The sequence below is a fragment of the Brevundimonas sp. genome (assembly GCF_965279155.1).
Classification (GTDB): Bacteria; Pseudomonadota; Alphaproteobacteria; order Caulobacterales; family Caulobacteraceae; genus Brevundimonas.
Map to the genome: position 1 here is coordinate 3271113 of NZ_OZ257138.1, position 22794 is coordinate 3293906.

The window sequence follows — 22794 nt, forward strand, 5'->3', positions numbered from 1 at the left end:
TAATATATCGGCTATCCGCTCCGGCATGACGATGTCAACCACTGCAACGCCTGTTCCCGCCTTCGCCTCTTCGACCGCCGCCCTGATCCGGGCGGTGGGTCGGATCCGATCCATCGACGCCCTGCGCGGGCTGGTGATCCTGCTGATGTTGGTCGATCACGCGCGAGAGTTTTTCTTTATCCACGCCCAGGTCTCGGACCCGATGGATGTAGAGACGACCTCGCCCGCGTTGTTCTTCACGCGGCTGTCGGCGCACCTTTGCGCGCCCGTGTTCGTGGCCCTTACGGGGCTGGGGGCGTGGCTGTATGGGAACAAGCAGGCGGGCGGGGCGAACGCGGCCCAAGTCAGCGGCACCAGGTCGGCGTCGGAGTTCCTGCTCAAGCGGGGTCTGTTCCTTGTCGTGCTGGAGTTGACAGTGGTCAGCTTCGCCTGGACCTTCTCCTTCACGCCGGAGATTATCTACCTGCAGGTCATCTGGGCCATCGGCCTGTCGATGATCGCCCTCGCCGCCCTGGTGCATCTGCCGCGTCCGGTCTTGATCGCCGTGGGGCTGGCGATCGTGCTGGGGCACAATCTGCTGGATCCGGTCACGATCGCAGCGGGCCAGCCGGGCCATGCGATCTGGGCCGTGCTGCATGATCGCGGTTTCATCGATCTGCCTTGGGCCAATTTGGGGGGCGCTCAGGCGCGGACCTCCTATCCCTTGTTGCCGTGGATCGGGATCGCGGCCCTGGGGTATGCTATTGGGCCGTGGTTCGTGGGCGAGCAGAGGGTGCGGCTGCGGCGGCTGGTGCTGACGGGCCTGGGCGCGCTCGCACTGTTCGTCGTGCTGAGGGCGATCAATCTCTATGGCGATGCGCCGTGGGCCGTGCAGGCGACGCCGATCCAGACGGTGATGAGCGTGCTGAACCTGACCAAATATCCGCCGTCGGCCGATTTCGTCCTGCTGACGTTGGGCGTCGGGGCGCTGATCCTGGCGGGGTTGGAGAAGGCGCCGGATCGGCTGGTGGGCCTGCTGGCCGTGTTCGGCGGGGCGCCGCTGTTCTTCTATCTGATCCACCTTTACGGGCTGCATCTGCTGAACCTGATGGCCCTGGCCGTGTTCGGCGCCAATCAGGGCGACGGCTTCGGCGTGTCGGGCGTCGGCTGGCTGTGGTTGCTGGCGGCCGTCGTCGCCGTGCCTTGCTGGTTCGCCTGCCGTTGGTTCGCGGGCGTGAAGCGGCGCAGTTCACAGTGGTGGATGCGTTATCTCTGAAACGGGAAAATGCGCGTGGCCGGTTTCCCTGAACGGCCGATGTCTCTAGGGTCCGCCGCCAACGTTCAGACCATGAGGCCCCCCGTGAAAGACACCGACCTGAAGCGCATCGAGGCCCACCTCAAGCGCACCTTCAACACCGGCGGCATCATCCTGAAGGCCCGCCCCAAGCAGAACGACTCGGCTGAAGTCTATGTCGGCGACGAGTTCATCGGCATCGTCTTCGAGGATGAAGACGAGGAAGGCTCGTTCATGTTCGAAATGGCGATCCTGGCCGAAGACCTGCCTGAATAGGCTTTCGTCCCAAGACGTGATCGCCCGGCCTCGACCGGCGTGGGGCGATCACGGCGCGACTGGCGGGCGGGGCTTCTAGAGCCAGCCCGCCTCTTTCAGCACAGGGCCATGGGTCCGGCTGACCGGCGCCGTCAAGCCGCCGACGAGGCGTATCTCGCCCGTCCCGCGCCGCCAGCGCACCTCTTCCACCGCATCGGCCGCCACCCACCACGAGCGATGGACGCGCCATCCGTGCGCGCGTGACAGTTCATCCAGCGCATCGGCGAACCGCAGGGTGATCAGCTCGGCGCCCGCATCGGTGTGGACCCTCAGATAATGGTCGTGCGCCTCGATGGCGATCAGCCGGGCGCCGCGTCGTCTGGCGGATAATCTGCGCCTGAACGCCGCCTCGACCTCGGGCAGGGGCGGGACGACGAGGGTGCGTGTCTCGACACGAGCGGGCAGTTGGCGCCAGACCAAAGCTCGGACCGCCATGACGGCCAGTAGAATCGGACACACCTGCAAGCACCGCTGACTAAATCCCGCCCAGTCAGCATGGCCGCCGAACATGAAACTCTCGGTCAAAAAGACATGCAGGGTCACGACCGGCGTCATCAGCACCGAGACGAGCAGGGTCCGTATCCACAGATTTGCGATGCGACGGCGAAGCCCCTCATCGGCCGCGATGCCGATCAGCCCGCCGCCGACCATGCAGATCATCCAGTAGATGTAGCGCCCAACGACCGGCACATGCTCGGAGGAGAAGGGCCCCAGAAACCCCATCAGCAAACCGATCGCGACCAGGATCACCAGGTCAATCGCCCAGCGCCGCGCCGTCGTCGTTCGCAGCAACGCTGTGGTCTTGCCGTCCATGCCGTCCCGTTCACGTAACCCTGGCGCCGTTCGCGAAGCAGGGCCTAGCGAGCCTCCGGCCGTGCGGCAATGGCGTTCGGCGAAACAGCCGACGAGAACCTTCGCATGTCCTTATTCAACGCAACGCCGCCGGGCCGCCGAACCGCATGGCCCGCCCGTGTCGGCTGGCTGGTGTTGACCCTGCTTTGCCTGGGCGTCGCCGCCTATTCCGCACGCTATCTGCTGGACCCGCCCAAAACGCCGGCCCAGGCGCTAGGCAATCCGCTGGGGGTGCCGTGGCTCGTCATCCATGTCGCCGGCGCCGTCACCGCTCTGGTGGTGGGGTCCGTGCAGTTTCTGCCTCGCCTGCGTCGCGGGGCCTCCCCGCCGCATCGCTGGACGGGTCGGGTCTATGTCGTCGGATGTCTGGTCGGCGGCGTGGCGGGGCTGGTTTTGGCGCCGGGGTCGTTCGCCGGTCCGATCGCCTCGGCGGGGTTCGGGTGTCTGGCGCTGCTGTGGATCGCCGTGACCGTGCTGGGGTGGCGCGCAGCCGTTCAGGGCCGGTTCGCCGACCATCGTCGCTGGATGATCCGGTCCTGGACCCTGACCCTGGCCGCCGTAACCTTGCGGCTCTACTTGCCGGTAGTCATGATCCTGGATCTGCCGTTTTTGCCCTGGTACCGCGCCATCTCTTTCCTGGCCTGGATCCCCAATCTGATCACGGCGGAGTTCTGGCTGAAGCGCGCCGCATCTAAGGAAGAAGTTCGATGATCATGTCCGATCCTTCCTTCAACCTGATCGGCAAACCCATGTCGAAATCCTGGCTCGCCGCCGCCTTGGCGTTCATCGTCTCTGTCGCGGCTTTGCCGGCGACAGCCCAGACGCCGGGGGGTGATGTGGATGAGCGACCCGATCCGGCCGTGGTCTGTCATGTGGGCGTCTATCGGTTGGACGACGGCAATTGGGTGGATGTCGCGCCGCTGGCAGGCAAGGGCCTGCGGTGGCGTCGGCTGGATGGGTCCACGGCCAGGATGACGGTGGACACCCAAGGGCATTGGGTCAGCACCTTGGGATCCACCACGCGGGTCGAAGGTCCGCAACCGCAACTGGGACCCTGCGACGAAGGCCGGATGGTCTTCGAGGGGCAGGCCGGCCGCCGCCTGACCCAGGACGTGCGCGAGACGACCTTCGTCGGTCAGGGCGGGACGCACCTGAACGGGCGGCTGATCCTGCCGCCGGGGGATAGACCGGTCCCGATCATGGTCGAGGTGCATGGGTCGGAAGGCGCCAACGCGCTGGACTTCAACGCCTTCCAGCGGTTCGCCCCGGCCTCGGGCGTCGGCGTCTTCGTCTATGCCAAGCGGGGCTCGGGCGGGTCGGAGGGGCGCTATACTCAGGACTTCCACGTTTTGGCCGAGGACGCCGCCGCCGCCGTGGTCGAGGCCCGTCGTATGGCCGGAAATCGGGCGGGCCGGGTGGGCCTGCATGGAGGCAGCCAGGGCGGCTGGATCGCGCCGCTGGCCGCCAGCCAGACGCCGGTGGACTTCGTCATCGTCGGTTTCGGCCTGGCCTATGGCGCGCTGTCGGAAGACAGCGACCAGGTGATGCTGGACCTGAAGGGCAAGGGGTGGGGCGCGGACGTGCTGGAACAGGCGCGCGAGATCACCGACGTGACTGGCGCCTTCATCGCCTCGCACGGCGAGGTCGGGTTTGCCGGTCTGGAAGCCGTTCGGGCCAGGTATCGCACCCAGCCCTGGTTCGCCGACATCAAGGGCGAGTTCACAGGCTTTCTGCTGACCACGCCGAACGAACAGATCATCGCCATGGCCCCCGTGCTCGATGTCGGAACCTCGTGGGACTACGACCCGCTGCCGGTGCTGAGCGGGCTGGCCACGCCGATGCTGTGGATCCAGGCCGAGGACGACCTGGGCGCGCCGCCCGAGGCCACGCGCCAGCGGCTGATCGACCTGGCGGCCCAGGGGCGGCCGATCACCCTGCTGGAATACCCCGATACCGACCACGGCATCGTCCGGTTCGAGACGGCGGCGGACGGCAAGCGCACCTCGATCGGCTATGCGCCCGGCTATTATCAGGCCGTGCTGGACTGGGCGAAGACCGGGCGGCTGGACGGCCAGTATGGCGACGGGCGTCTGCTCGCCGCGCCTAGCCCGCGTGGGCGATGAAGGTCAGGGTGTGGGTATAGCTGCGGTAGGGCGTCGGGGCGCCGGCGGGCGAGGCCACGCGGTGGCGGACCTGGGTCATGTAAGCCCCCGGTTCGGCGACCTTCAGCGTCACCAGGCCCGAGGCGTCGGTGGTCAGTTCCGCCTCGATCTTCCTGCCGTCATACTGGCCGGCTTCGCGAAAGACGGTCACGGCGGCATTGGCGACCGGCTGGCCGTCGAACAGAAGGCGGAACGGCGCGTCCTCGCCCGCCACGATGTCGTTGGGCTGGATCAGGGGCTGAAGCTCAAGCCCCTGGCCCGAGGGTTTCAGGGCCGCATCGTCCGGATCGCCACGCACGACATAGACGTCGGCCGTGGTGATGCTCTGGACATCGACCAGTTCGGCGCCGGGCGGGGGCGCCTCGTCCTCCTCGCCGACCATCTTCCAGCCGGACGGGGTTTCGTACATCTTGGCCGCGCGGCCCTCGCGTGCGCCCGACGACAGGCGATAGAGGCCGTCCACCGGCGTCGGGGCCTCGAACACCGCCAGGTCGCGCAGATAGGTCACGGCGGTGATCGGCGTGTCGCCGTTGGGGCCGACGATATGAAAGTGGTCGGAGCGCATGACCACCTCGGCGTTGAACACATCTTCGGTGAAGGCGGCCTCGACCGTCACATGGTCGCGGTTGGTGGCGTCGAAGACATTGGGCCGCAGATAGGGCGAATGGGCCTGGGCCGCGCCCGCGCTCCAGACCGCGAGCAGGCTGGCCAGCAGGCCGGCGTAGATGGTGGTTCTGGTCATGGCCGCGCTCCGTTCGATCGTCGCGGCTATATATAATATTGCGAAGCGTTTGCAAATAGGCGCGTTCGGCGGGCTACTCCTTTTGAGCGATGCTGTCGCGACCGTCGTGGCTGAAGATCAGGCCCGTGACCGCGCCGGAGGCGCTGCGCAGGAAGGTCGTCTCGGCGCCCGCTTCGGACTGACGGAAGACGTCGGCGGATTGCGGGATCAACGCCATGGCGTCCTGGCCGGTCGCCTGGCTCGTCAGCTGGTCGTTCTCGACCGACACGGTGATCGAAGATGTCGGCGTCAGGGCGTAGACGCCGGAATAGGCCTGCAGGGTGTCGGGCGCCACGGCGGTGGTTCCGCTCGCGTCCGCTTCATCCCGAGCGAAGGCCAGAAGGGATGCGCCCAGCAGGTCCGGGGCTGCACCGTTCAGATTGCCCAGCACGACCACCGTCATGCGGCGATCCGGGTCATAGGCCATATAGGTGTTGAAGCCGTCGAGCCCGCCCGAGTGGGCGATGGTCGTCTGACCTTGCGCCTTGGCCACGAAGACGCCGAAAGCATATTGATCGCGCACGGGCGTCGTCAGCAGCGCGAGCGAAGCCGGGCTCAGCAGCCGACCGCCGAACAATCCCTGTTCCCATTTCAGCAGGTCGTGGGTGGTGGAATAGAGCCCGCCGGCGCCCTGAGGAATGCTCATGTCCCAATAGTCGGCATTGACCACGCCCTTGGCCGACGGTGCATAGCCCGAGGCGCGGCGCGGCAAGACGGAGGCATTGCTGTCGTAGCCGCTGTCGCTCATGCCCAGCGGGGTGAAGAGAGCCTCGCTGAGGAATTCGGCGTAGGATTTTCCGCTGGCCTTCTCGATGACGGCGGTCAGCAGGACATAGCCCGAGTTCGAATATTTCCGCCCTTCGCCAGGCTGGAAATCCAGGGGGTGATCGCGGAAGCGCGCGATCAGGTCGTCCACCGTGACCGGCAGGGTCTTGAGGGATTGAAAATCGTCGAAGCTGGTGAAGTTCGGGACCCCGGCGGTGTGGGCGAGCAGGCGTCGCACCGTCACCTGGTCCCAGGCGGGCGGCGCGTCCGCCACCCAGGTCTTCACCGGCGCATCCAGATCGACCAGGCCGCGTTCGTTCAGAATCATGATGGCGACGGCCGTGAACTGCTTGGTGAGCGATCCCAGGCGGAATTTGGTGTCGCCGTCGTTGGGGATCCGCCACTCCCGATTGGCTAGGCCATAGCCCCGATCCAGCAGGATCTCGCCGTCGCGCGCGACCAGAACCGACCCCGAGAATGCGTCCGCGTCAGCGGATGTCTGCACGAGCCGATCCATGCGCGCGGTGTCTTGAGCCTGAACCGGGCCGGCGATGGCGACGAGGGCGATCAGGCTCGCAAGCGCGAAAGGCGCTCCAGAGCGGCTGAGGGGCTTGAACATTCTCGATCTCCACGGCGGGTCCGCCACGCCGTGACAGAAGGAGAGCGCTATCTGCCGCAACGGTCCCCAAGCGTCACCTTAAGGATCGGCAACCTCGGCTTAACCGCCCTCCAGCCCGTAAGATTGCGAGGCGTTTGCGATATTATGGACTTGCGCGACTGAGAGTTGTTCGCGCAGGCTGAGCTTCCGAAAAACACCCTTTGAGGTCTCCATGCCCGTGAAAACCGTCGCCGAGTTCGTCGCCGCCTACAAGGAGAAGGACGTCAGCACCGAAGCCTTCGAGTTGGAGAACCAGTATCTGCTGGAGGTGCGGCTAAACGGGTCGGTCTGGGCCAAGTCCGGGGCCATGGTGGCGCGGACGGGGCAGGTGAAGTTCACCCGTCAGGGTCTGATGGAGCAGGGCCTCGGCAATCTGCTGAAGAAGGCCGTCAGCGGCGAGGGCATGGTGCTGATGAAGGTGGAGGGCCAAGGGCGCGTCTATCTGGCCGACACCGGCAAGAAGATCACCCTGCTGAGGCTCGATAACGAGACCATCTTCGTCAACGGCAACGATGTGCTGGCGCTGGAAAACGGCGTCAGCAACCAGATCACGATGATGAAGCGGGTCGCGGGCATGATGTCCGGCGGCCTGTTCAATGTGAAGCTGAGCGGCAGCGGCATCGTCGCCATCACCTCCCACTATGATCCGCTGATCCTCAAGGTCAGCGCCGCGACCGGCCCGATCTTCACCGATCCGAACGCCACCGTGGCCTGGTCGGGAAGCCTGTCGCCGGAGATCGCCACCGACATCTCGTTCAAGACCCTGATGGGCCGCGGCTCGGGCGAGAGCATCCAGATGAAGTTCGCCGGCGAGGGTTGGGTCGTGGTCCAGCCCTATGAGGAAACCTACATGCAGGCCAGCAGCGGGAGCTAAGGCCGGCGCGGGCGGGGCGCGTATGCCCCGCCCGCAGTTGCGCATGGCCGACGGCAGCGATCGTTATCCGACGCGCTCCAACCCGTAGAGGGCCTCGACGATGTCTTCGGCCTTCTGCTGGACCAGCTGCTGGGCGTCGTGGACGCCGCGATTGTAGAAGGCGCCGCCGATCTCCTTGCCGATGAAGTCCAGCAGCATCTCGGCGGGAAGCTGGCCCAGATCCTGATCCAGTTCGCGGGCGAAATAGTCGCGCAGCTTGCCAGCCGCGGCGGTGCGTTCCTCCTTGGAGAACTCGATCGGCTTCACCCGGCGACCTCGGCCAGGGCTTCCTCCGCTGCGACCCAGGCGGCTTCGGCCGTCGCGAGATCGGCTTCGGTCTTGGCGCGGGCGCGGGTCAGGCCTTCCAGGGCTTTCGGGTTGTTGACCGAGGCGGTGGCCATGTCGTCGTCGATGCGGGAAATCTCGGCGGTCAGGCGGGTCATGTTTTCCTCCGCCTTCTTGACCGCGTGACGCAGAGTCGATGGCGAAGGACCTGATTTCTTGTCGTTCTTGCGGTTCTTGTTGCTCTGAGCGGGGGCAGCGGCCGCAGCCTCTTCCTTCTTGATCTGGCTGGGCTTGGATATGGCGGCCTTGGCGCGGTCGAGGACGAACTTGGCGTAGTCCTCCATGTCGCCGTCATAGGGCTTCACCGTGCCGTCGGCGGCCAGCCACAGCCGGTCTGCGACCATCTCCATCAGCGACCGGTCGTGGGTGATCAGGATGACGGCGCCGGTGTAGTCGTTCAGCGCATCCAGCAACGCCCGGCGACTGTCGATGTCCAGGTGGTTGGTCGGTTCGTCGAGGATCAGGATGTGGGGCGCATCCATGGCCACCATGTTCAGCAGCAGGCGGGCGCGCTCGCCGCCCGACAGGCTGTCGACCGTGGTCTCCTGCTTTTCATAGCCCAGGCCGAACTGGGCCAGTTTGGAGCGGCGGGCGCTTTCCGGCGCGTCAGGCATGGCGCGGCGAATGATCTCCAGCGGCGTGTCGGTGGGGTCCATCGCCTCGATCTGGTGCTGATGGAACCAGCCCACGCGCATCTTCTTGTCGCGGTGCAGTTCGCCCTCGGACACGTTCAGGGCGCCGGCGATCATCTTGGCGAAGGTGGACTTGCCCGCGCCGTTGACGCCCAGCAGGCCGATCCGGTCATCCAGATCCATGCGCAGGTTCAGATTGCGCAGGATCGGCTTGCCGGTGTCGTAACCCACATTGGCCCGCTCCAGCCGGATCAGCGGCGGCGCGAGTGGGCGTGGCGGCGAGGGCAGGGTGAAGGGAGCGACGCGTTCCTCGATGGTGGTGGCCACCGGCTGCATCTTCTCCAGCCGCTTCATGCGCGACTGGGCCTGGGCCGCCTTCGACGCCTTGGCCTTGAACCGGTCTACGAAGGACTGAAGGTGGGCGCGTTCGGCGTCCTGCTTGGCCTTGGCCGACAGCTGCAGACGGGCCTTCTCGGCGCGGGCTTTTTCGAAGGCGTCGTAGTTGCCGGTGTAGAGGGTCAGGGTGTGGTTCGCGAGATGCAGGATATGGGTGCAGACCTCGTTCAGCATCTCGCGGTCGTGGGAGATGATCAGGGCCGTGTGCGGGTATTTCTTCAGCCGCGCCTCAAGCCACAGGGCGCCTTCCAGGTCGAGGTAGTTGGTCGGTTCGTCGAGCAGCAGCATGTCTGGCTCGGCGAACAGGGCGGCGGCCAGGGCGACGCGCATGCGCCAGCCGCCCGAGAACTCGGACATCGGCCGGGCCTGGTTCTCCTGGTCGAAGCCCAGGCCGACCAGGATTTCGGCGGCGCGCGCAGGCGCGGCGTCGGCGTCGATCTCGATCAGGCGGGCCCAGATCTCGCCCATCTCCTCGGGCGGCGCGGTTTCCAGCCGGCCCAGCAGGGTATGGCGTTCGACATCGGCTTCCAGAATGGTGTCGATGACGCTGACGGGCGTCGCCGGGTGTTCCTGATCGACGGAGCCGATGCGGGCGGTCTTGGGCAGGCTGATTTCGTCGCCGGCGGCGTGAAGCTCGCCCAGGATCAGCTTGAACAGGGTGGACTTGCCGATGCCGTTACGGCCGACCAGACCGACCTTGGCGCCGGGCGGCAGGCTGACGGAGGCGTCCACGAGGAATTTGCGGCCCCAGGCGTTGAAGGTCAGGTCGGTGATCTGGAGCATGGGAGGCGCAATGGACTTTCTGACCGGTCATCTCTATATGACCAGTCATGACGTATGATCTTGTAAGCGGCGAGGTCGTCATAACGGCGACGGAGTTCAAGGCCAAGTGCCTGGACCTGCTCGACCGCGTGAACAGCGGCGCTGTGACAAAGGTTCACATCACCAAACGTGGCAAGGCGGCGGCCGTTCTGGTTGCTCCAGAAGCAGCGGTCAAAGAGCCTTGGGACCCACACAGCATGTTTGGCAGCATGAAGGGATCGCTCATCATCGACCCGAGCATAGATCTGGAAAAGCCTATTTACGAACAGGTTTTTGGAACGACGGTTGAGGCCGATATGGGCCTGGACGATCCTGACTACGACCTCAGAATGGGACTACGCGAGGAATGAGCGACGGCGTGCTGCTCGACACTCACGCTCTGATCTGGATCGTTTTGGGGGCATCCATACGCGAGGACGCCGCCGCTGCGGTCGTGGCGGCTAGCACCAATGGCGGTGTCCATATTTCCGCTACAACGGCATGGGAGCTGGGAATAATCCGCAAGAAAAAATCACTGGAGGTCGTGATCGGCGGAGATGTCAGGGGCTGGTTGTCCAAAGCTGTAAGGGCCACGCGCGCGCGGCTGCTGTCTCTAGACGTCGACCTCATGCTCGATGTGGGTGAGTTGCCTGATCTTGCTCACAGAGATCCGGCCGATCGAATGCTGATCGCGACGGCGCGAGCTCACGACTTGATCCTCGTCACCCGTGACCGCGCCATCCTGGCCTACGCCGCCGCCGGGCATGTGCGCGCCGTCGCCTGCTGAAAGAGGTGGCTTGGCGCGGGGGCGGGGCGTCGCTATAAGCCCGCGACCTTCATTCTCCCTAACAAGAAGTCACTTTCCATGACCGAACGCACCTTCTCGATCATCAAGCCCGACGCCACGCGCCGCAACCTGACCGGCGCGATCAACGCCGTGATCGAAGGCGCCGGCCTGCGCATCGTGGCCCAGCGCCGCGTCAAGCTGACGACCGAGCAAGCCCAGAAGTTCTACGAAGTCCACGCCGAACGCCCGTTCTACGGCGAGCTGGTCGAGCAGATGACCGCCGAGCCGGTCGTGGTTCAGGTGCTGGAAGGCGACAACGCCGTCGCCGCCTATCGTGAAGTCATGGGCGCCACCAACCCCAAGGACGCCGCCGACGGCACGATCCGCAAGTCGTTCGCCCTATCGATCGGTGAAAACTCGGTCCACGGTTCGGACAGCCAGGACAACGCCAAGATCGAGATCGCCCAGTTCTTCACCGACGACCAGATCGTCGGCTAACGCGCTCAAGCCGAGGGGCGCTCAGCTCTTCGCATAGCGTGGCTATATAGGCCCGCGTCCGGAACCGGACGCGGGCCTTGTCGTTTGACCTTCATCGATTCATCCCCCTCCCGGAGAAGACCCATGAAGACCATGATCAAACTGGCCCCCGTCATCGGCGTCGTCGCCCTGCTGGCTGCCTGCGGCAATACGATGGAACAACGCGCCGCCACCGGCGCCCTGGGCGGCGCTGTCGCCGGTCAGGTTCTCGGCGGCAACACGGGTTCGACCGTGGCCGGCGCCGCCATCGGCGCTGTCGGCGGCGCGGCGACCACGCCCCGCTAAATCCGGCTCAAGCCGGATGATGAAAAGGCCCGGAGCGCACGCTCCGGGCCTTTTCTGCGTCTGAAGATCGGCCGCTACCAGATACGGGCGCGGGCCTCGGGGGCGATATATTCCTTCTGGTCCGGCGAGACGCCGAAGGCCGCGTACCAGGCGTCGATGTTGCGCGGCGAGGTGGCGGCGCGCACCGGGCCGGGCGAGTGCGGATCGGTGGTCAGCTGTTCCTTCAGGGCCGCCTCGCGCGACTTCTCGCGCCAGACCTGCGCCCAGCCCAGGAAGACGCGCTGGTCGCCCGACAGGCCGTCGATCACCGGGGCCGGCTGGCCGTTCAGCGACTTGTGATAGGCGTCCAGCGCCAGCAGCAGGCCGCCCAGGTCGGCGATGTTCTCGCCCATGGTCAGGTCGCCGTTGACGTGGACGCCGGGCAGGGGCTCCAGCGAATTATAGATGTCGCCCAGCACCTTGGCGCGCGCCTCGAAGCGAGCGGCGTCCTCGGCCGTCCACCAGTCGCGCAGCACGCCGTCGCCGTCGGACTTGCGACCCTGGTCGTCGAAGCCGTGGGTGATCTCGTGGCCGATGACCGCGCCGATGCCGCCATAGTTGACGGCCGGGTCCGCGTTCGGATCGAAGAAGGGCGCCTGCAGTATGGCGGCCGGGAAGACGATCTCGTTGCGCGGCGGGTTGTAATAGGCGTTCACCGTCTGGGGCGTCATGCCCCATTCCAGCGGATCGACCGGCTGGCCGATCTTGCCGCGCTTGTAGGCCCACTCGAAGGCCGATGAGCGCTCGACGTTGCCGTAAAGGTCGTCCGCCGTCAGCTCCAGCCCGTCATAGGACCGCCACTTGTCGGGATAGCCGATCTTCACTCCGAACTTGGACATCTTGTAGAGGGCCTGTTCGCGCGTGGGCTCGCTCATCCAGTCCAGGGTCTTCAGACGCTCGGTCATGGCGGCGCGGATGTTGCCGACCAGGGTTTCCATCTGGGCCTTGGACGAGGCGGGGAAGTGCAGGCGCACATATTCCTGGGCCAGGACCTCGCCCAGCTGGCCGTCGACCAGGGCCACGCCCCGGTTCCAGCGCGGACGGTTCTCGGGCTGACCGCGCAGGGTCTTGCCCCGGAACTCGAAGCGGGCATCGACGAAGGCCTTGGACAGATAGGGGCTGGCTTGATCGACTACATTGAACGCCTGCCAGGCCTTCAGCGTCTCGATGGGGGTGTCGGCGAACACCTGGGCGATGCCGGGAATGGCGGTGTTTTCCATCAGCACCAGGGTGTCGACATCCGACACCTGGGCGCCGGCCAGGAAGCCGGTCCAGTCGAAGCCGGGGGCCAGGGTAACCAGGTCCACGACCTTGGTCGGGTTGTAGAGTTTGTCGATCTGGCGACGCTCGACCGTGGTCCACTGCTTGTCGGCGACCTTGGTCTCGAAGGCCAGGATGTCGGCGGCGGTCTTGGCCGGATCGGCCCAGCCGATGGCGGTCAGGGTGGTGGTCAGATAGGCGAGGTAGGCCTCGCGCTGGGCGGCGAAGTCGGGCTTCAGATAGTAGTCGCGGTCCGGCAGGCCCAGTGAGCCCTGGCCCAGATAGGCCGAGTTCAGGTCGGGCTTCTGCAGGTCCTCGAAGACGTCGATGCCGAACAGGGATGCGCCGAAGTCGGAGTGGCTTTCGCCCATCAGTCGGGCCATGCCGGCGTGGTCGCTCACGGACTTGACGGCGGCGAGGTCGGCGGTCAGCGGTGTGGCGCCCAACTGCTCGATCTTCGCCTCGTCCATGAAGCTGGCGTAGAGGGCGCCGACCTTCTGGGCGTTGGCGTTGGTCGGATTGGCGGCGCTGGCCTCGATGATCGCCTTCAGCTGGGCCTGGGCGGTTTCATACAGGACGTCGAACGGGCCGAAGCGGGCCTTGTCGGCCGGGATCTCGGTCGTGCGCAGATATGTGCCGTTGGCGTATTCGTTGAAGTCGTCGCCCGGCTTGACCGCCGTGTCGCGACCCGCGAGGTCGAAGCCCCAGGGCGTAACGCCCGGCGCGCCGTGTGAATGACCTTGGGGCGAATGGTCCTGGGCCGAGGCCGCGCCGCCGGTCAGGGCGACGACGATACAGGCCGAGCAGGTGGCCATCAGACGAATGCGATTCATGGAAGACTGGGTCCCGATTTTGATCGACGGCACCATCGCGCCGGTGCGGCGGTCTGTCGCATGACGTTTTTGTAATCTTCGGGCCGTCAGCCCTGTTCCAAGTCCCGGCAGAACGCACCCAGCACCTGCGGATAGAGCCCGTGCTCCGCCGTCTTTACCCGTTCGGCCAAGGCTTCCGGCGTGTCCCCCGGAACGATCGGCACGCGGGCCTGACCCAGGATCGGGCCTTCGTCCACGCCCTCGGTGACCAGATGCACGGTGCATCCGGCCTCGGCGTCGCCGGCGGCGATGGCGCGGGCGTGAGTGTCCAGACCGGGATAGAGGGGCAGCAGGCTGGGGTGGATGTTCAGCATCCGCTCACGCCAGCCGCCGACCAGCCAGGGCGTCAACACGCGCATATATCCGGCCAGGGCCACGACCTCGATCCCGGCGGCGCGCAGGGCCTCGTCCACGACGCGCTCGTGCGCTTCGCGATCCTTGCCGAACGGCTTGTGCGGCACGGCGAGGGTTGCAACCCCTTTGGCCGCCGCAATGGCCAGACCGCCCGCGCCCTCGGCGTTCGACACGACCAGCACGACCTCATAACCGCTGTCCGGCGCCTGACCCGCATCGATCAGGGCCGCCATGTTCGAGCCGGCCCCGGAGATCAGGACGGCGACGCGGACGGGCGGGGAGGCTTGGATCGACATTGCGCTCCGCATGACGGCGCGCGCGGGCCTTGGCAAGGTTCAAACGCGATCGCCGCTTGTTGTCGGCTGTGTTCGGACGCTAGCGTGCGCCGCCGGTCGTCCGAAGAGGGGCGTTGTGATCGGCGCGTACAGGGGACTATCGCATGAAGAAACTGATCTGCCTCGCGGCCATCGCCGCGATGCTGGGCGCGCCCGTGGCGGCGCTGGCTCAGGAAAGCGGGGCCAACAGCACCAGCAATAACGGTGGCGGCTCGGCCATGCGTTCGGCGACCGACCGATTCCGCAACGCCAACGCCGAGGCGATCGAGAAGGACTGGGCGCGCGCGCCGGTCGAGGAAGCCGAGGTTGTCACAGCCCACTCGGTCAACGCCCACGGCAAGGCCCTGCGGTATCACGCGACGGCGGGCACGCTGACGATCCGCGACGATGCGGGCATGCCGACCGCCAGCCTGTTCTACACAGCCTATACGCTGGACGGTCAGCCGGTCGGGACGCGGCCGGTGACCTATCTTTACAACGGCGGGCCGGGCTCGCCGACAGTGTGGCTGCACATGGGGTCGTTCGGGCCGATGCGGGTCCAGACCGACGAGCCGACCGTGGTGCGGCCCGCGCCCTTCGCCTTCGGTCCCAACGACATGACCCTGCTGGACCAGACGGACCTGGTCTTCATCGACATGGTGGGCGCCGGCTTCTCGCGGCCGCTGGGCGAGACGCAGGGTTCGACCTTCTGGGGCGTGGACGGGGACGCCGACGCCTTCGCCCGCGCCATCATGCGCTACACGACCAAGTTCAGCCGCTGGTCCAGCCCGAAATACATCATCGGCGAATCCTACGGCACGCTGCGCACCGGCGCCGTGGCGTTCCAGCTGGAAGACCGGGGCATGTCGCTGAACGGCGTGGTGCTGCTGTCGTCGATCATGAACTATGGCGTGCGCCAGCCCGGCTATCCCCAGAACTTCGTCGCCCTGCTGCCGACCTATGCGGCGACGGCCTGGTATCACCGCAAACTGGCCAATCCGGCGGCGACCGTCGAGGAACAGGTTCAGCGGGCGCGCGACTTCGCGCTCGGCCCCTATGCCTCGGCCCTGGCCAAGGGGCACATGATCTCGGACGCCGAGCGCGCCGATATCGTACGCCAGATGAGTGAACTGACCGGCCTGTCGACCAACTTCATCGACAACGCCAATATGCGGGTGGACTTGAGCGCGTTCCGCAAGGAACTGCTACGCGACCGGCGTCAAACCATCGGCCGTCTGGACACCCGCTATCTGGGTCTGGATGAGGATGCGTCGGGCGGCGAGCCGGAGGACGACCCGTCCAGCTCTGCCGTGACGGGGGCCTATTTCGGCATCTTCCGCGATTATGTGGCCAATGAGCTGAACTACAAGACCGACGTCGAATACAGGATGTCGGCGCGGGGCCTGCCGGGCTTCAACTGGAACTGGAGCCACCGTCCGCCGGTGGGCGGGCCGCAGACGACGCCGAACACGGCGGTCGATCTGGCCACGGCGATGCGGCGCAATCCGTATCTGAAGGTGATGGCGCTGAACGGCTATTACGACGCCGCCACGCCCTTCTTCTCGACCGAGTTCGACCTGGCCCAGATGATGCTGGAACCCAGCCTGCGGCCGAACCTGGAGTTCACCTACTACGAGGGCGGGCACATGATGTACCTGAGCCACGACGCCCTGGTGAAGCTGCACGCGGACCTGTCGCGCTTCTACCGCGAGACCGCCAACGGCGGGGTTCGCTAGGCCCCTCCGCAGATGCTGGAAGCGGTTTAGGCCGCTTCCAGCTGTCCGCAGACGAAGGCGACTTCGCCGGCGTTGAGCAGGGCGGCGAGGACCGGCTCGGCGTTCTCCGGCGCGACGATCAGGATGAAGCCGACGCCGCAGTTGAAGGTGCGGCGCATCTCGTGGTCGCTGATGCCGCCGGTCTCGGCCAGCCACTGGAAGACGGCGGGCATGGGCCAGGCGTTCCAGTCGAACGCCGCCTGCAGACCCTCGGCGATGCAGCGGGGCGGGTTCTCGATCAGGCCGCCACCGGTGATGTGGGCCGCGCCCTTGACCAAGCCCGCCTTCATCAGCGGCAGGACCGGCTTCACATAGATGCGGGTCGGCTCCATCAGGGCCTGGGCCAGCGAGCGGTCCTTGGCGAACGGAGCGTCGTCGCCCCAGGCCAGGCCGGACTTCTCGGCCACCTTGCGCACCAGCGAATAGCCGTTCGAGTGCGGGCCGGTGGAGGCCAGGCCGATGATGATGTCGCCGGCCGCCTGGCGATCCAGATAGGGCAGGGCGTGGCCGCGCTCGACGGCGCCCAGGCTGAAGCCGGCCAGGTCATAGTCGCCGTCGGTGTACATGCCCGGCATTTCGGCGGTCTCGCCGCCGACCAGGGCGCAGCCCGCCTGGCGACAGCCCTCGGCGATGCCGGCGACGACGCGGCGGGCGGCGTCGATCTCCAGACGGCCGGTGGCGTAATAGTCGAGGAACAGCAGGGGCTCGGCGCCTTGCGCCAGCAGGTCGTTGACGCACATGGCGACCAGGTCGACCCCGACGCCGTCATGACGGCCGGTCTCGATGGCGATCTTCAGCTTGGTGCCGACGCCGTCCGTCGTGGTGACGATCAGCGGATCCTCGAACCCGGCGGCCTTGAGGTCGAACAGTGCGCCGAATCCGCCCAGCGACGGCTCCGATCCGGGGCGGGCCGTGGACTTGGCCAGGGGCTTGATGTGTTCGACCAGCAGTTCGCCGGCGTCGATGTCCACGCCCGCATCGGCGTAGGTCAGGCCGTTTTCGAGAGGCTTTTGGGTGTCGCTCATGGGATCTAGGGCCTGAATCGGGGCGGAAATGCAGCGCGGCTCTTGCCACAGGTAGGATGCGGGGGGCTATAGCATCGGAATGACGCCGATCACCACCACCGAGGCGCTGGCCGAATTCTGCGCCCGCGTAGCCACAGCACCCTTCATCACGGTCGATACCGAATTCATGCGGGAAACGACCTACTGGCCCAGGCTGTGCCTGATCCAAGCGGCCTCGGCCGAACACGCCGCCATCATCGATCCGATGGCGGAAGGCCTGGACCTGGAGCCTTTCCTGGACCTGTTGCGCGACGAGAAGATCGTCAAGGTCTTCCACGCCTGTCGCCAGGACGTGGAAATCTTCGTGCGCCTGGGCGCCATGCCCAAGCCGATGTTCGACACCCAGGTCGCCGCCATGGCCGCCGGGTTCGGCGAACAGGTCGCCTATGATTCGCTGGTGCGACAGACGCTGCGCATCGAGGTGGACAAGGGCAGCCGCTTCACCGACTGGGCGCGCCGGCCGTTGTCGGAGAACCAGCTGGTCTATGCTCTGGGCGACGTGACCCACCTGGCGGCCCTGTATCCCAAGCTGCGCGACCGGCTGGAGAAGGAAGGCCGTCTGGACTGGGTGATGTCCGAGATGGCGGCTCTGACCGATCCGGCCATCTATGACACCAATCCCGAAAACGCCTGGAAGCGACTGAAACCCAAGAAGTTCTCGGCCAAATACCTTGCCGCTTTCAAGGCCGTCGCCGTGTGGCGCGAGCGTGCGGCGCAGGAGCGGGATCAGCCGCGCGGCCGTATTCTGAAAGACGAGGGCATCGACGAGATCGCCCAGCAGACGCCGACGGACGTCGAGGCCTTCAACCGTCTGCGCTCGGTGCCGAAGGGGTTTGGCGGGTCACGCCTGGGTCTGGAACTGGCCGAGGAGTTGAAGCGCGTCCTGGCCGATCCCGAATCGCACGCCCCCGACATGGAACGCCCGGCCCACCGCCAGCCGGCCCCGCCGTCTGTGGTCGAACTGCTGAAAGTGCTGCTGAAGGCCAAGAGCGACAACGCCGGCGTGGCGTCCAAGCTGATCGCCACCGTGTCGGACCTGGAAAAGATCGCCATCAGCGACGACGCCGATGTGGACGCGATGAAGGGCTGGCGCCGTCAGTTGTTCGGCGAAGACGCGCTGAAGCTGAAACGCGGCGAGATCGCCCTGGTGCTGAACGGCGCGCGGGTCGAGATCGTCGAGATCGAGTAGGGACGTCGTCTCCGCCCCACAAAGCGGGGAGGAGACGGGTTGCCTTATATCTTCAGTCCCAGATCCATCGCCTCGGCCAGGGCCTTGGCGCGCTTCTTTGTCTGCTCGCCCAGCAGAACGTCGGCGTAGCCTTCGGTCGCAGTCAGGCGCAGGTCGCCGCCCTTCACCTTGGCCGTCGCATTGGCCAGCAGTTGCGGCGAGCGGCCCGACAGGTCGCAGGCCAGGCGAATGGCCAGGCCGATGGCGCGGGCGCGTTTGGCGGCGTCGCCGCTCAGCAGCCGCTCGATGATCTCGGGCTGGGGGGTGGCGGGACCGCCGCCGTAGCGGGCGTTCAGGGCGCTGGCCAGGAAGGCGCGCTCGACGTGGCTGATGCCCGCGACGGGCGCGCGCAGCACCTGGTCGAACACCAGTTCCAGCCGGTGATCCGGATGCAGCCGGGCGCCCAGGTCCGCCAGACGGCAGGCGGCGGCGACCAGGACCGCGTCGCGTTCCTCGCCGAACACGGCGGGAAGGGCGGCGACGATCTCGGAAATCCAGCCGTTCAGCGCGCCGGGCAGGGCCGGGGCCACGCCCTGTCGTCCGCCCAAGGCTCTGCAGCCGGCCAGCAGCGGATCGGCCGTGCGCGTCGCCTCGTCCAGCGTCTCGAACAACAGGCCCTCGCGCACGCCCCAGGCGGACATCTCGATCGACTTCAGGCCCAGGTGCTGGATCAGCCCCTCCAGCACCAGTCCGGCATAGGGCAGGGTCTCGGCCCGTTTCTTGGACACGCCCGGTAGTTTCGCCAGGCTCGCGACCGACTGCTGCGCGACCAGCCGCGCGGTCTCCAGCGCGTCTTCGGCCGACATCTGATACTGATGCACCACCCTCAGCGGATAGGCTTTCAGCGTCATCTGCACCTGGGCCAGAGTGCGCCAGGCGCCGCCGACGGCATAGAGGCGATCGCTCTGGAACTGGGCCGCGACGGGTTTCAGCGCCTGGTCGATCCGGGCCTTGATGCGCTCGGCGTCGAACCCTTTGCCGTCGGCTAAAGCGAACGGCCCCAGCGGCAGGGTCAGGCCGTGCTCGACGCCATTTCCGTTCAGCCGCGTCAGCTCCAGGCTGGCCCCACCCATGTCGGCCGAGACGCCGTGCGCCAGGGGGGCGCCGGCCAGCACGCCCATGGCGGCGTATTTCGCTTCTTCCTCTCCGCTCAGGACGCGGATGTTCAGACCGGTCTCGGCGGCGACGCGCTGGCAGAACTCCGGCCCGTCGATGGCTTCGCGCACGGCGGCGGTGGCGGCGATCAGGGTCGCATCAGGCCGCACGCCTTCCAGCACGGCGGCGAAGCGGCGCAGGGCCGTCATCGCCATGACGACGCCCTCGGGCGACAGCTTGCGTGTCGTCGGCAGGTCGCGGCCCAGGCCGGCCAGCACCTTCTCGTTGAAGACGGTCCAGATCGCCCGGCCCTCCAGCCGGTACAGAACCAGCCGCACCGAGTTGGAACCGATGTCGATCGCGGCGATGTCGCGGTCGGTAAGCGTGATGTCGGGCATCAGCGGCCGGGACGCTCGTAACGCAGGACGGCAGGCAGGCTCTTGGCCTTGCGGCCTCGGCCCGACAGGCTGGGATTGGTCATGAAATATTTGTGGGCCGAGAAAGGCCGCTCCGGGTCCGCTGGGGTGACGCGTGTATAGCGCCCTTCCGCGTCCAGAACCCAGCTTTGCGCATCATCCTTCAGATTGGCGACCATGATCTGGTCCAGCACCTGGTCGTGGACGGTGGCGTTGCGGATCGGCGTCATCAGCTCGACCCGACGATCCAGGTTGCGCGTCATCCAGTCGGCCGAGGAAATGAAGACCTTGGCCTTGTCGTGCGGCAGGTCCTTGCCGTTGGCGAAACAGACGATGCGGCTGTGTTCCAGGAACCGTCCGACGATGGACTTGACCCGGATATTCTCCGACAGGCCCGTCACGCCGGGCCGCAGGCAGCAGATGCCGCGCACCACCAGGTCGATGCGCACGCCCCACTGGCTGGCGCGATACAGGGCGTCGATGATCTCGACATCCACCAGCGAGTTCAGCTTGACCCAGATGGCGGCCGGCTTGCCCATGGCCGCGGCCGACATCTCCTTGCCGATCAGTTCGATCAGCGTGGACTTCATGTTCAGCGGCGAAACGACCACCGCCTCCAGATGGTCCGGCGTGGCGTAGCCGGTGATGTAGTTGAACACCTTGGTTGCATCGCGCCCCAGTACCGGGTCGCAGCTGAACAGCGACAGGTCGGTGTAAACCTTGGCCGTGACCGGGTGATAGTTGCCGGTGCCGAAGTGGCAATAGGTCTTCAGCGCCTCGCCCTCGCGCCGTACGACGACGCTGAGCTTGGCGTGGGTCTTGTATTCGACGAAGCCGAAGACGACGTGGACGCCGGCCCGTTCCATCGCCCGCGCCCAGCGCAGGTTGGCCTCCTCGTCGAACCGCGCCTTCAGCTCGACCAGAGCGGTGACGTTCTTGCCGTTCTCGGCCGCCTCGATCAGGGCGGCGACGATGGGGCTGTCCTTGGAGGTCCGGTACAGGGTCTGTTTGATGGCGATGACGTTGGGATCGCGCGCCGCCTGACGCAGGAACTGCACCACCACGTCGAAGCTCTCGAACGGATGGTGGATCAACAGATCCTTTTCGCGAATGGCCGCAAAGACGTCGCCGCCGTTGTCGCGCACCCGCTCGGGATAGCGCGGCTCATAGCCCTTGAACTTCAGGTCGGGGTGGCCGCCGCCGATCAGGTCCGACAGCTGGGCCAGGCCCAGCATGCCGTCCACCAGCACCACGTCCTGGGGCGCGGCCTCCAACTCGCCGACGATGAAGTCGCGCAGGTCCGCGGGCATGGACGCCTCGATCTTGACCCGCACGACCGAGCCCAGGCGACGCTGCTTCAGCGCCTCCTCGAACTCCAGCACCAGGTCCTCGGCCTCTTCCTCGATCTCGATGTCCGAATCGCGGATCAGGCGCAGCACGCCCTTCTCCATCACGTCACAGCCGGGGAAGAGGTGGTCGATGAACAGCAGCAGCACGTTTTCCAGCGTGATGAACCGCTTATGCCCCGGCGTGGACCGGCCGTCGGTGGGCAGTTGCCAGAACCGCTGAACCTGGGTCGGCACCGGCACCAGGGCGTAGAAGGTCTTGGTCTCGCCCTTGCGCTTCAGCTTCAGCGCCAGCGAGAAGCCCAGGTTAGGCAGGAAGGGGAACGGGTGCGCCGGGTCGATGGCCAGCGGGGTCAGGACCGCGAACAGCTGGTTCAGGAACTCGGGCTCCAGCCGATCCTTCTCGGTCTTGGTGATCTTCTGGCGATCGACGACCTCGATCCCGGCCGTGGTCAACTCCTTCTTCAACTGACGCCAGCGCAGCTGCTGCTCGGCCATCAACTCGCCGGCCGAGACGTTGATCTGGTCCAGCTGCTCGCCGGGTGTCAGGCCGTCGGCGGACAGGACGCGGATGCGTTCGCGCAACTGGCCCTTCAGGCCGGCGACGCGGGTCATGAAGAACTCGTCCAGGTTATTGGCCGAGATCGACAGGAAACGCAGCCGCTCCAGCAGCGGGTGGTTGGGGTTGGCCGCCTCTTCCAGCACGCGTTCGTTGAACGCCAGCCACGAGATCTCCCGGTTGAAGAACCGGGTCGGCGAGGCCATCAGCTCCTCGCTCAGCGCCAGTTGAGGGGCGCGAGAGGCGGGAACTTCCTCGCCTCGGGTGTCGTCATGGATCGCGGCGTCGGTCATGATCCGGTTCTCGCGCGCGTCTGTGACGGCCGCAAGCGGGCGCGGATAAAATCGTGAGATGATCGGGGCGACGCGATGTCGCCCCGATCCCTTCGATTACTGAACGACCGCGTTCGGCGCGACGCCGGCGGGGCAATCGCCCAGACGTTTGGCGTCCACGCTCATCTTCATTTCGGCCATCGTGGGCGGGACGTTGGGGCCGCTGGTCTTGGTGGTGATGTCCACCTTGTAGGCGGTGCGCATGTCGCCCGTGACCTTGCCGTCCGAGGTGACGGTCATGCCCTGGGCGTTACAGACGGCATGGAACTCGGCGCCGCCGGGCGTGGATTTGACCGTATTCTCGCTACAGGTCACGCCGGCTTGCGGGGCGTTGAAGGGGTTGGCGCCTGGCGCGGTTTCGCCGACGCAGATCTTCACCGTCATCGGTTGCGGCATCTGGGCGCCGGACACCGTCTGTTGCCACAGGCCCGGTTCAGGCGCGGCCAGGGCGGCAGGCGTGGCCGCAGCAGGCTCGCCATTGGCGGCGGTCTTGGTCTCTTCTGAGTTGGAACAGGCCGCGAGCAGGGCGACGGCGGAAATCAGGACAAGCTGAACACGCATTTGGACGTTTCCTGTTTGTGGAGCGCTTTGCCGCTCCTCAGGCTCAACGACAAGGCCAAGCTGTGCGTTCAAAATCC

General features: G+C 66.4%; 22 protein-coding genes. 11 read left to right on the forward strand and 11 right to left on the reverse strand.

Annotated features, from left to right (window positions below):
• Positions 1–25 precede the first annotated feature (25 nt).
• Positions 26–1255, forward strand: coding sequence for a DUF1624 domain-containing protein (locus tag ACQY72_RS15955; RefSeq protein WP_428154794.1), 1230 nt, complete (start codon positions 26–28; stop codon positions 1253–1255).
• A 72-nt stretch (positions 1256–1327) separates the two neighbouring features.
• The gene (locus tag ACQY72_RS15960; protein ID WP_426016308.1) at positions 1328–1549 is read left to right on the forward strand and encodes a DUF3126 family protein; all 222 of its coding nucleotides are present in this window, start codon (positions 1328–1330) and stop codon (positions 1547–1549) included.
• Positions 1550–1624: 75 nt separating this feature from the next.
• Here the strand turns inward: ACQY72_RS15960 and ACQY72_RS15965 are convergent, their stop codons facing one another.
• Positions 1625–2401, reverse strand: a complete 777-nt coding sequence (locus ACQY72_RS15965; RefSeq protein WP_428154796.1) for a LytTR family DNA-binding domain-containing protein — start codon at positions 2399–2401, stop codon at positions 1625–1627.
• A gap of 105 nt (positions 2402–2506) precedes the next feature.
• Between ACQY72_RS15965 and ACQY72_RS15970 the strand changes: the two genes are divergently transcribed.
• Together ACQY72_RS15970 and ACQY72_RS15975 are read left to right on the forward strand one after the other, a co-directional pair.
• On the forward strand, positions 2507–3151 hold the full coding sequence (locus tag ACQY72_RS15970; protein WP_428154797.1) for a DUF2306 domain-containing protein: 645 nt from the start codon (positions 2507–2509) through the stop codon (positions 3149–3151).
• 2 nt (positions 3152–3153) lie between these two features.
• On the forward strand, positions 3154–4563 hold the full coding sequence (locus ACQY72_RS15975) for an alpha/beta hydrolase family protein (RefSeq protein ID WP_428154798.1): 1410 nt from the start codon (positions 3154–3156) through the stop codon (positions 4561–4563).
• Here the strand turns inward: ACQY72_RS15975 and ACQY72_RS15980 are convergent.
• Both ACQY72_RS15980 and ACQY72_RS15985 read right to left on the reverse strand, forming a co-directional pair.
• Entirely contained in the window at positions 4544–5344 is an 801-nt protein-coding gene (locus ACQY72_RS15980; RefSeq protein ID WP_428154800.1) for a DUF4198 domain-containing protein, read from the reverse strand. The genes ACQY72_RS15975 and ACQY72_RS15980 overlap by 20 nt on opposite strands.
• Positions 5345–5417: 73 nt before the next feature.
• Complete coding sequence (locus ACQY72_RS15985; RefSeq protein ID WP_428154801.1) at positions 5418–6767, reverse strand: serine hydrolase; 1350 nt, start codon at positions 6765–6767, stop codon at positions 5418–5420.
• A gap of 211 nt (positions 6768–6978) precedes the next feature.
• Here ACQY72_RS15985 and ACQY72_RS15990 point away from each other — a divergent pair, with 211 nt between their 5' ends.
• The gene (locus tag ACQY72_RS15990) at positions 6979–7680 is read left to right on the forward strand and encodes an AIM24 family protein (RefSeq protein ID WP_428154803.1); all 702 of its coding nucleotides are present in this window, start codon (positions 6979–6981) and stop codon (positions 7678–7680) included.
• Between the two features lie 63 nt (positions 7681–7743).
• Here ACQY72_RS15990 and ACQY72_RS15995 read toward each other — a convergent pair whose 3' ends face one another.
• Together ACQY72_RS15995 and ACQY72_RS16000 are read right to left on the reverse strand one after the other, a co-directional pair.
• The gene (locus ACQY72_RS15995) at positions 7744–7986 is read right to left on the reverse strand and encodes a DUF2164 domain-containing protein (RefSeq protein ID WP_428154804.1); all 243 of its coding nucleotides are present in this window, start codon (positions 7984–7986) and stop codon (positions 7744–7746) included.
• Positions 7983–9875, reverse strand: coding sequence for an ABC-F family ATP-binding cassette domain-containing protein (locus ACQY72_RS16000; RefSeq protein ID WP_428154806.1), 1893 nt, complete (start codon positions 9873–9875; stop codon positions 7983–7985). The genes ACQY72_RS15995 and ACQY72_RS16000 overlap by 4 nt, the downstream gene beginning before the upstream one ends.
• A gap of 47 nt (positions 9876–9922) precedes the next feature.
• On the opposite strand from ACQY72_RS16000, the gene ACQY72_RS16005 reads away from it, so the two are divergent.
• The 4 genes from ACQY72_RS16005 to ACQY72_RS16020 all read left to right on the forward strand — a co-directional run bounded on the left by ACQY72_RS16005 (position 9923) and on the right by ACQY72_RS16020 (position 11502).
• Positions 9923–10264, forward strand: a complete 342-nt coding sequence (locus tag ACQY72_RS16005; RefSeq protein ID WP_428154808.1) for a type II toxin-antitoxin system Phd/YefM family antitoxin — start codon at positions 9923–9925, stop codon at positions 10262–10264.
• Positions 10261–10680 (forward strand): type II toxin-antitoxin system VapC family toxin, encoded by a 420-nt coding sequence (locus tag ACQY72_RS16010; protein WP_428154810.1) that lies wholly within the window; start codon positions 10261–10263, stop codon positions 10678–10680. The genes ACQY72_RS16005 and ACQY72_RS16010 overlap by 4 nt, the downstream gene beginning before the upstream one ends.
• A 78-nt stretch (positions 10681–10758) precedes the next feature.
• Positions 10759–11178, forward strand: coding sequence for a nucleoside-diphosphate kinase (gene ndk, locus ACQY72_RS16015; RefSeq protein WP_135195295.1), 420 nt, complete (start codon positions 10759–10761; stop codon positions 11176–11178).
• A 123-nt stretch (positions 11179–11301) separates the two neighbouring features.
• Entirely contained in the window at positions 11302–11502 is a 201-nt protein-coding gene (locus ACQY72_RS16020; RefSeq protein WP_159844934.1) for a hypothetical protein, read from the forward strand.
• 74 nt (positions 11503–11576) lie between these two features.
• Here ACQY72_RS16020 and ACQY72_RS16025 read toward each other — a convergent pair whose 3' ends face one another.
• Both ACQY72_RS16025 and purN read right to left on the reverse strand, forming a co-directional pair.
• Positions 11577–13634 carry a M13 family metallopeptidase gene (locus ACQY72_RS16025; protein ID WP_428154811.1) on the reverse strand — a complete coding sequence of 686 codons (2058 nt, stop codon included), beginning with the start codon at positions 13632–13634 and terminating at the stop codon, positions 11577–11579.
• Positions 13635–13720: 86 nt separating this feature from the next.
• Positions 13721–14323 carry a phosphoribosylglycinamide formyltransferase gene (purN, locus tag ACQY72_RS16030; RefSeq protein ID WP_428154813.1) on the reverse strand — a complete coding sequence of 201 codons (603 nt, stop codon included), beginning with the start codon at positions 14321–14323 and terminating at the stop codon, positions 13721–13723.
• Positions 14324–14466: 143 nt separating this feature from the next.
• On the opposite strand from purN, the gene ACQY72_RS16035 reads away from it, so the two are divergent.
• Complete coding sequence (locus ACQY72_RS16035; RefSeq protein WP_428154815.1) at positions 14467–16077, forward strand: S10 family peptidase; 1611 nt, start codon at positions 14467–14469, stop codon at positions 16075–16077.
• A 26-nt stretch (positions 16078–16103) separates the two neighbouring features.
• Here ACQY72_RS16035 and purM read toward each other — a convergent pair whose 3' ends face one another.
• Positions 16104–17141 carry a phosphoribosylformylglycinamidine cyclo-ligase gene (gene purM, locus ACQY72_RS16040; protein ID WP_428154816.1) on the reverse strand — a complete coding sequence of 346 codons (1038 nt, stop codon included), beginning with the start codon at positions 17139–17141 and terminating at the stop codon, positions 16104–16106.
• Between the two features lie 79 nt (positions 17142–17220).
• Here purM and rnd point away from each other — a divergent pair, with 79 nt between their 5' ends.
• Positions 17221–18369, forward strand: coding sequence for a ribonuclease D (gene rnd, locus ACQY72_RS16045; RefSeq protein ID WP_428154817.1), 1149 nt, complete (start codon positions 17221–17223; stop codon positions 18367–18369).
• A gap of 44 nt (positions 18370–18413) precedes the next feature.
• Here rnd and ACQY72_RS16050 read toward each other — a convergent pair whose 3' ends face one another.
• The 3 genes from ACQY72_RS16050 to ACQY72_RS16060 all read right to left on the reverse strand — a co-directional run bounded on the left by ACQY72_RS16050 (position 18414) and on the right by ACQY72_RS16060 (position 22717).
• Complete coding sequence (locus ACQY72_RS16050) at positions 18414–19901, reverse strand: Ppx/GppA family phosphatase (RefSeq protein ID WP_426016324.1); 1488 nt, start codon at positions 19899–19901, stop codon at positions 18414–18416.
• A complete protein-coding gene (locus tag ACQY72_RS16055; RefSeq protein ID WP_428154819.1) occupies positions 19901–22117 on the reverse strand; it encodes an RNA degradosome polyphosphate kinase in 2217 nt (738 codons plus the stop codon). Before ACQY72_RS16055 ends, ACQY72_RS16050 begins: the two co-directional genes overlap by 1 nt.
• A 96-nt stretch (positions 22118–22213) precedes the next feature.
• Complete coding sequence (locus tag ACQY72_RS16060; RefSeq protein WP_428154821.1) at positions 22214–22717, reverse strand: DUF3617 domain-containing protein; 504 nt, start codon at positions 22715–22717, stop codon at positions 22214–22216.
• Positions 22718–22794 lie beyond the last annotated feature (77 nt).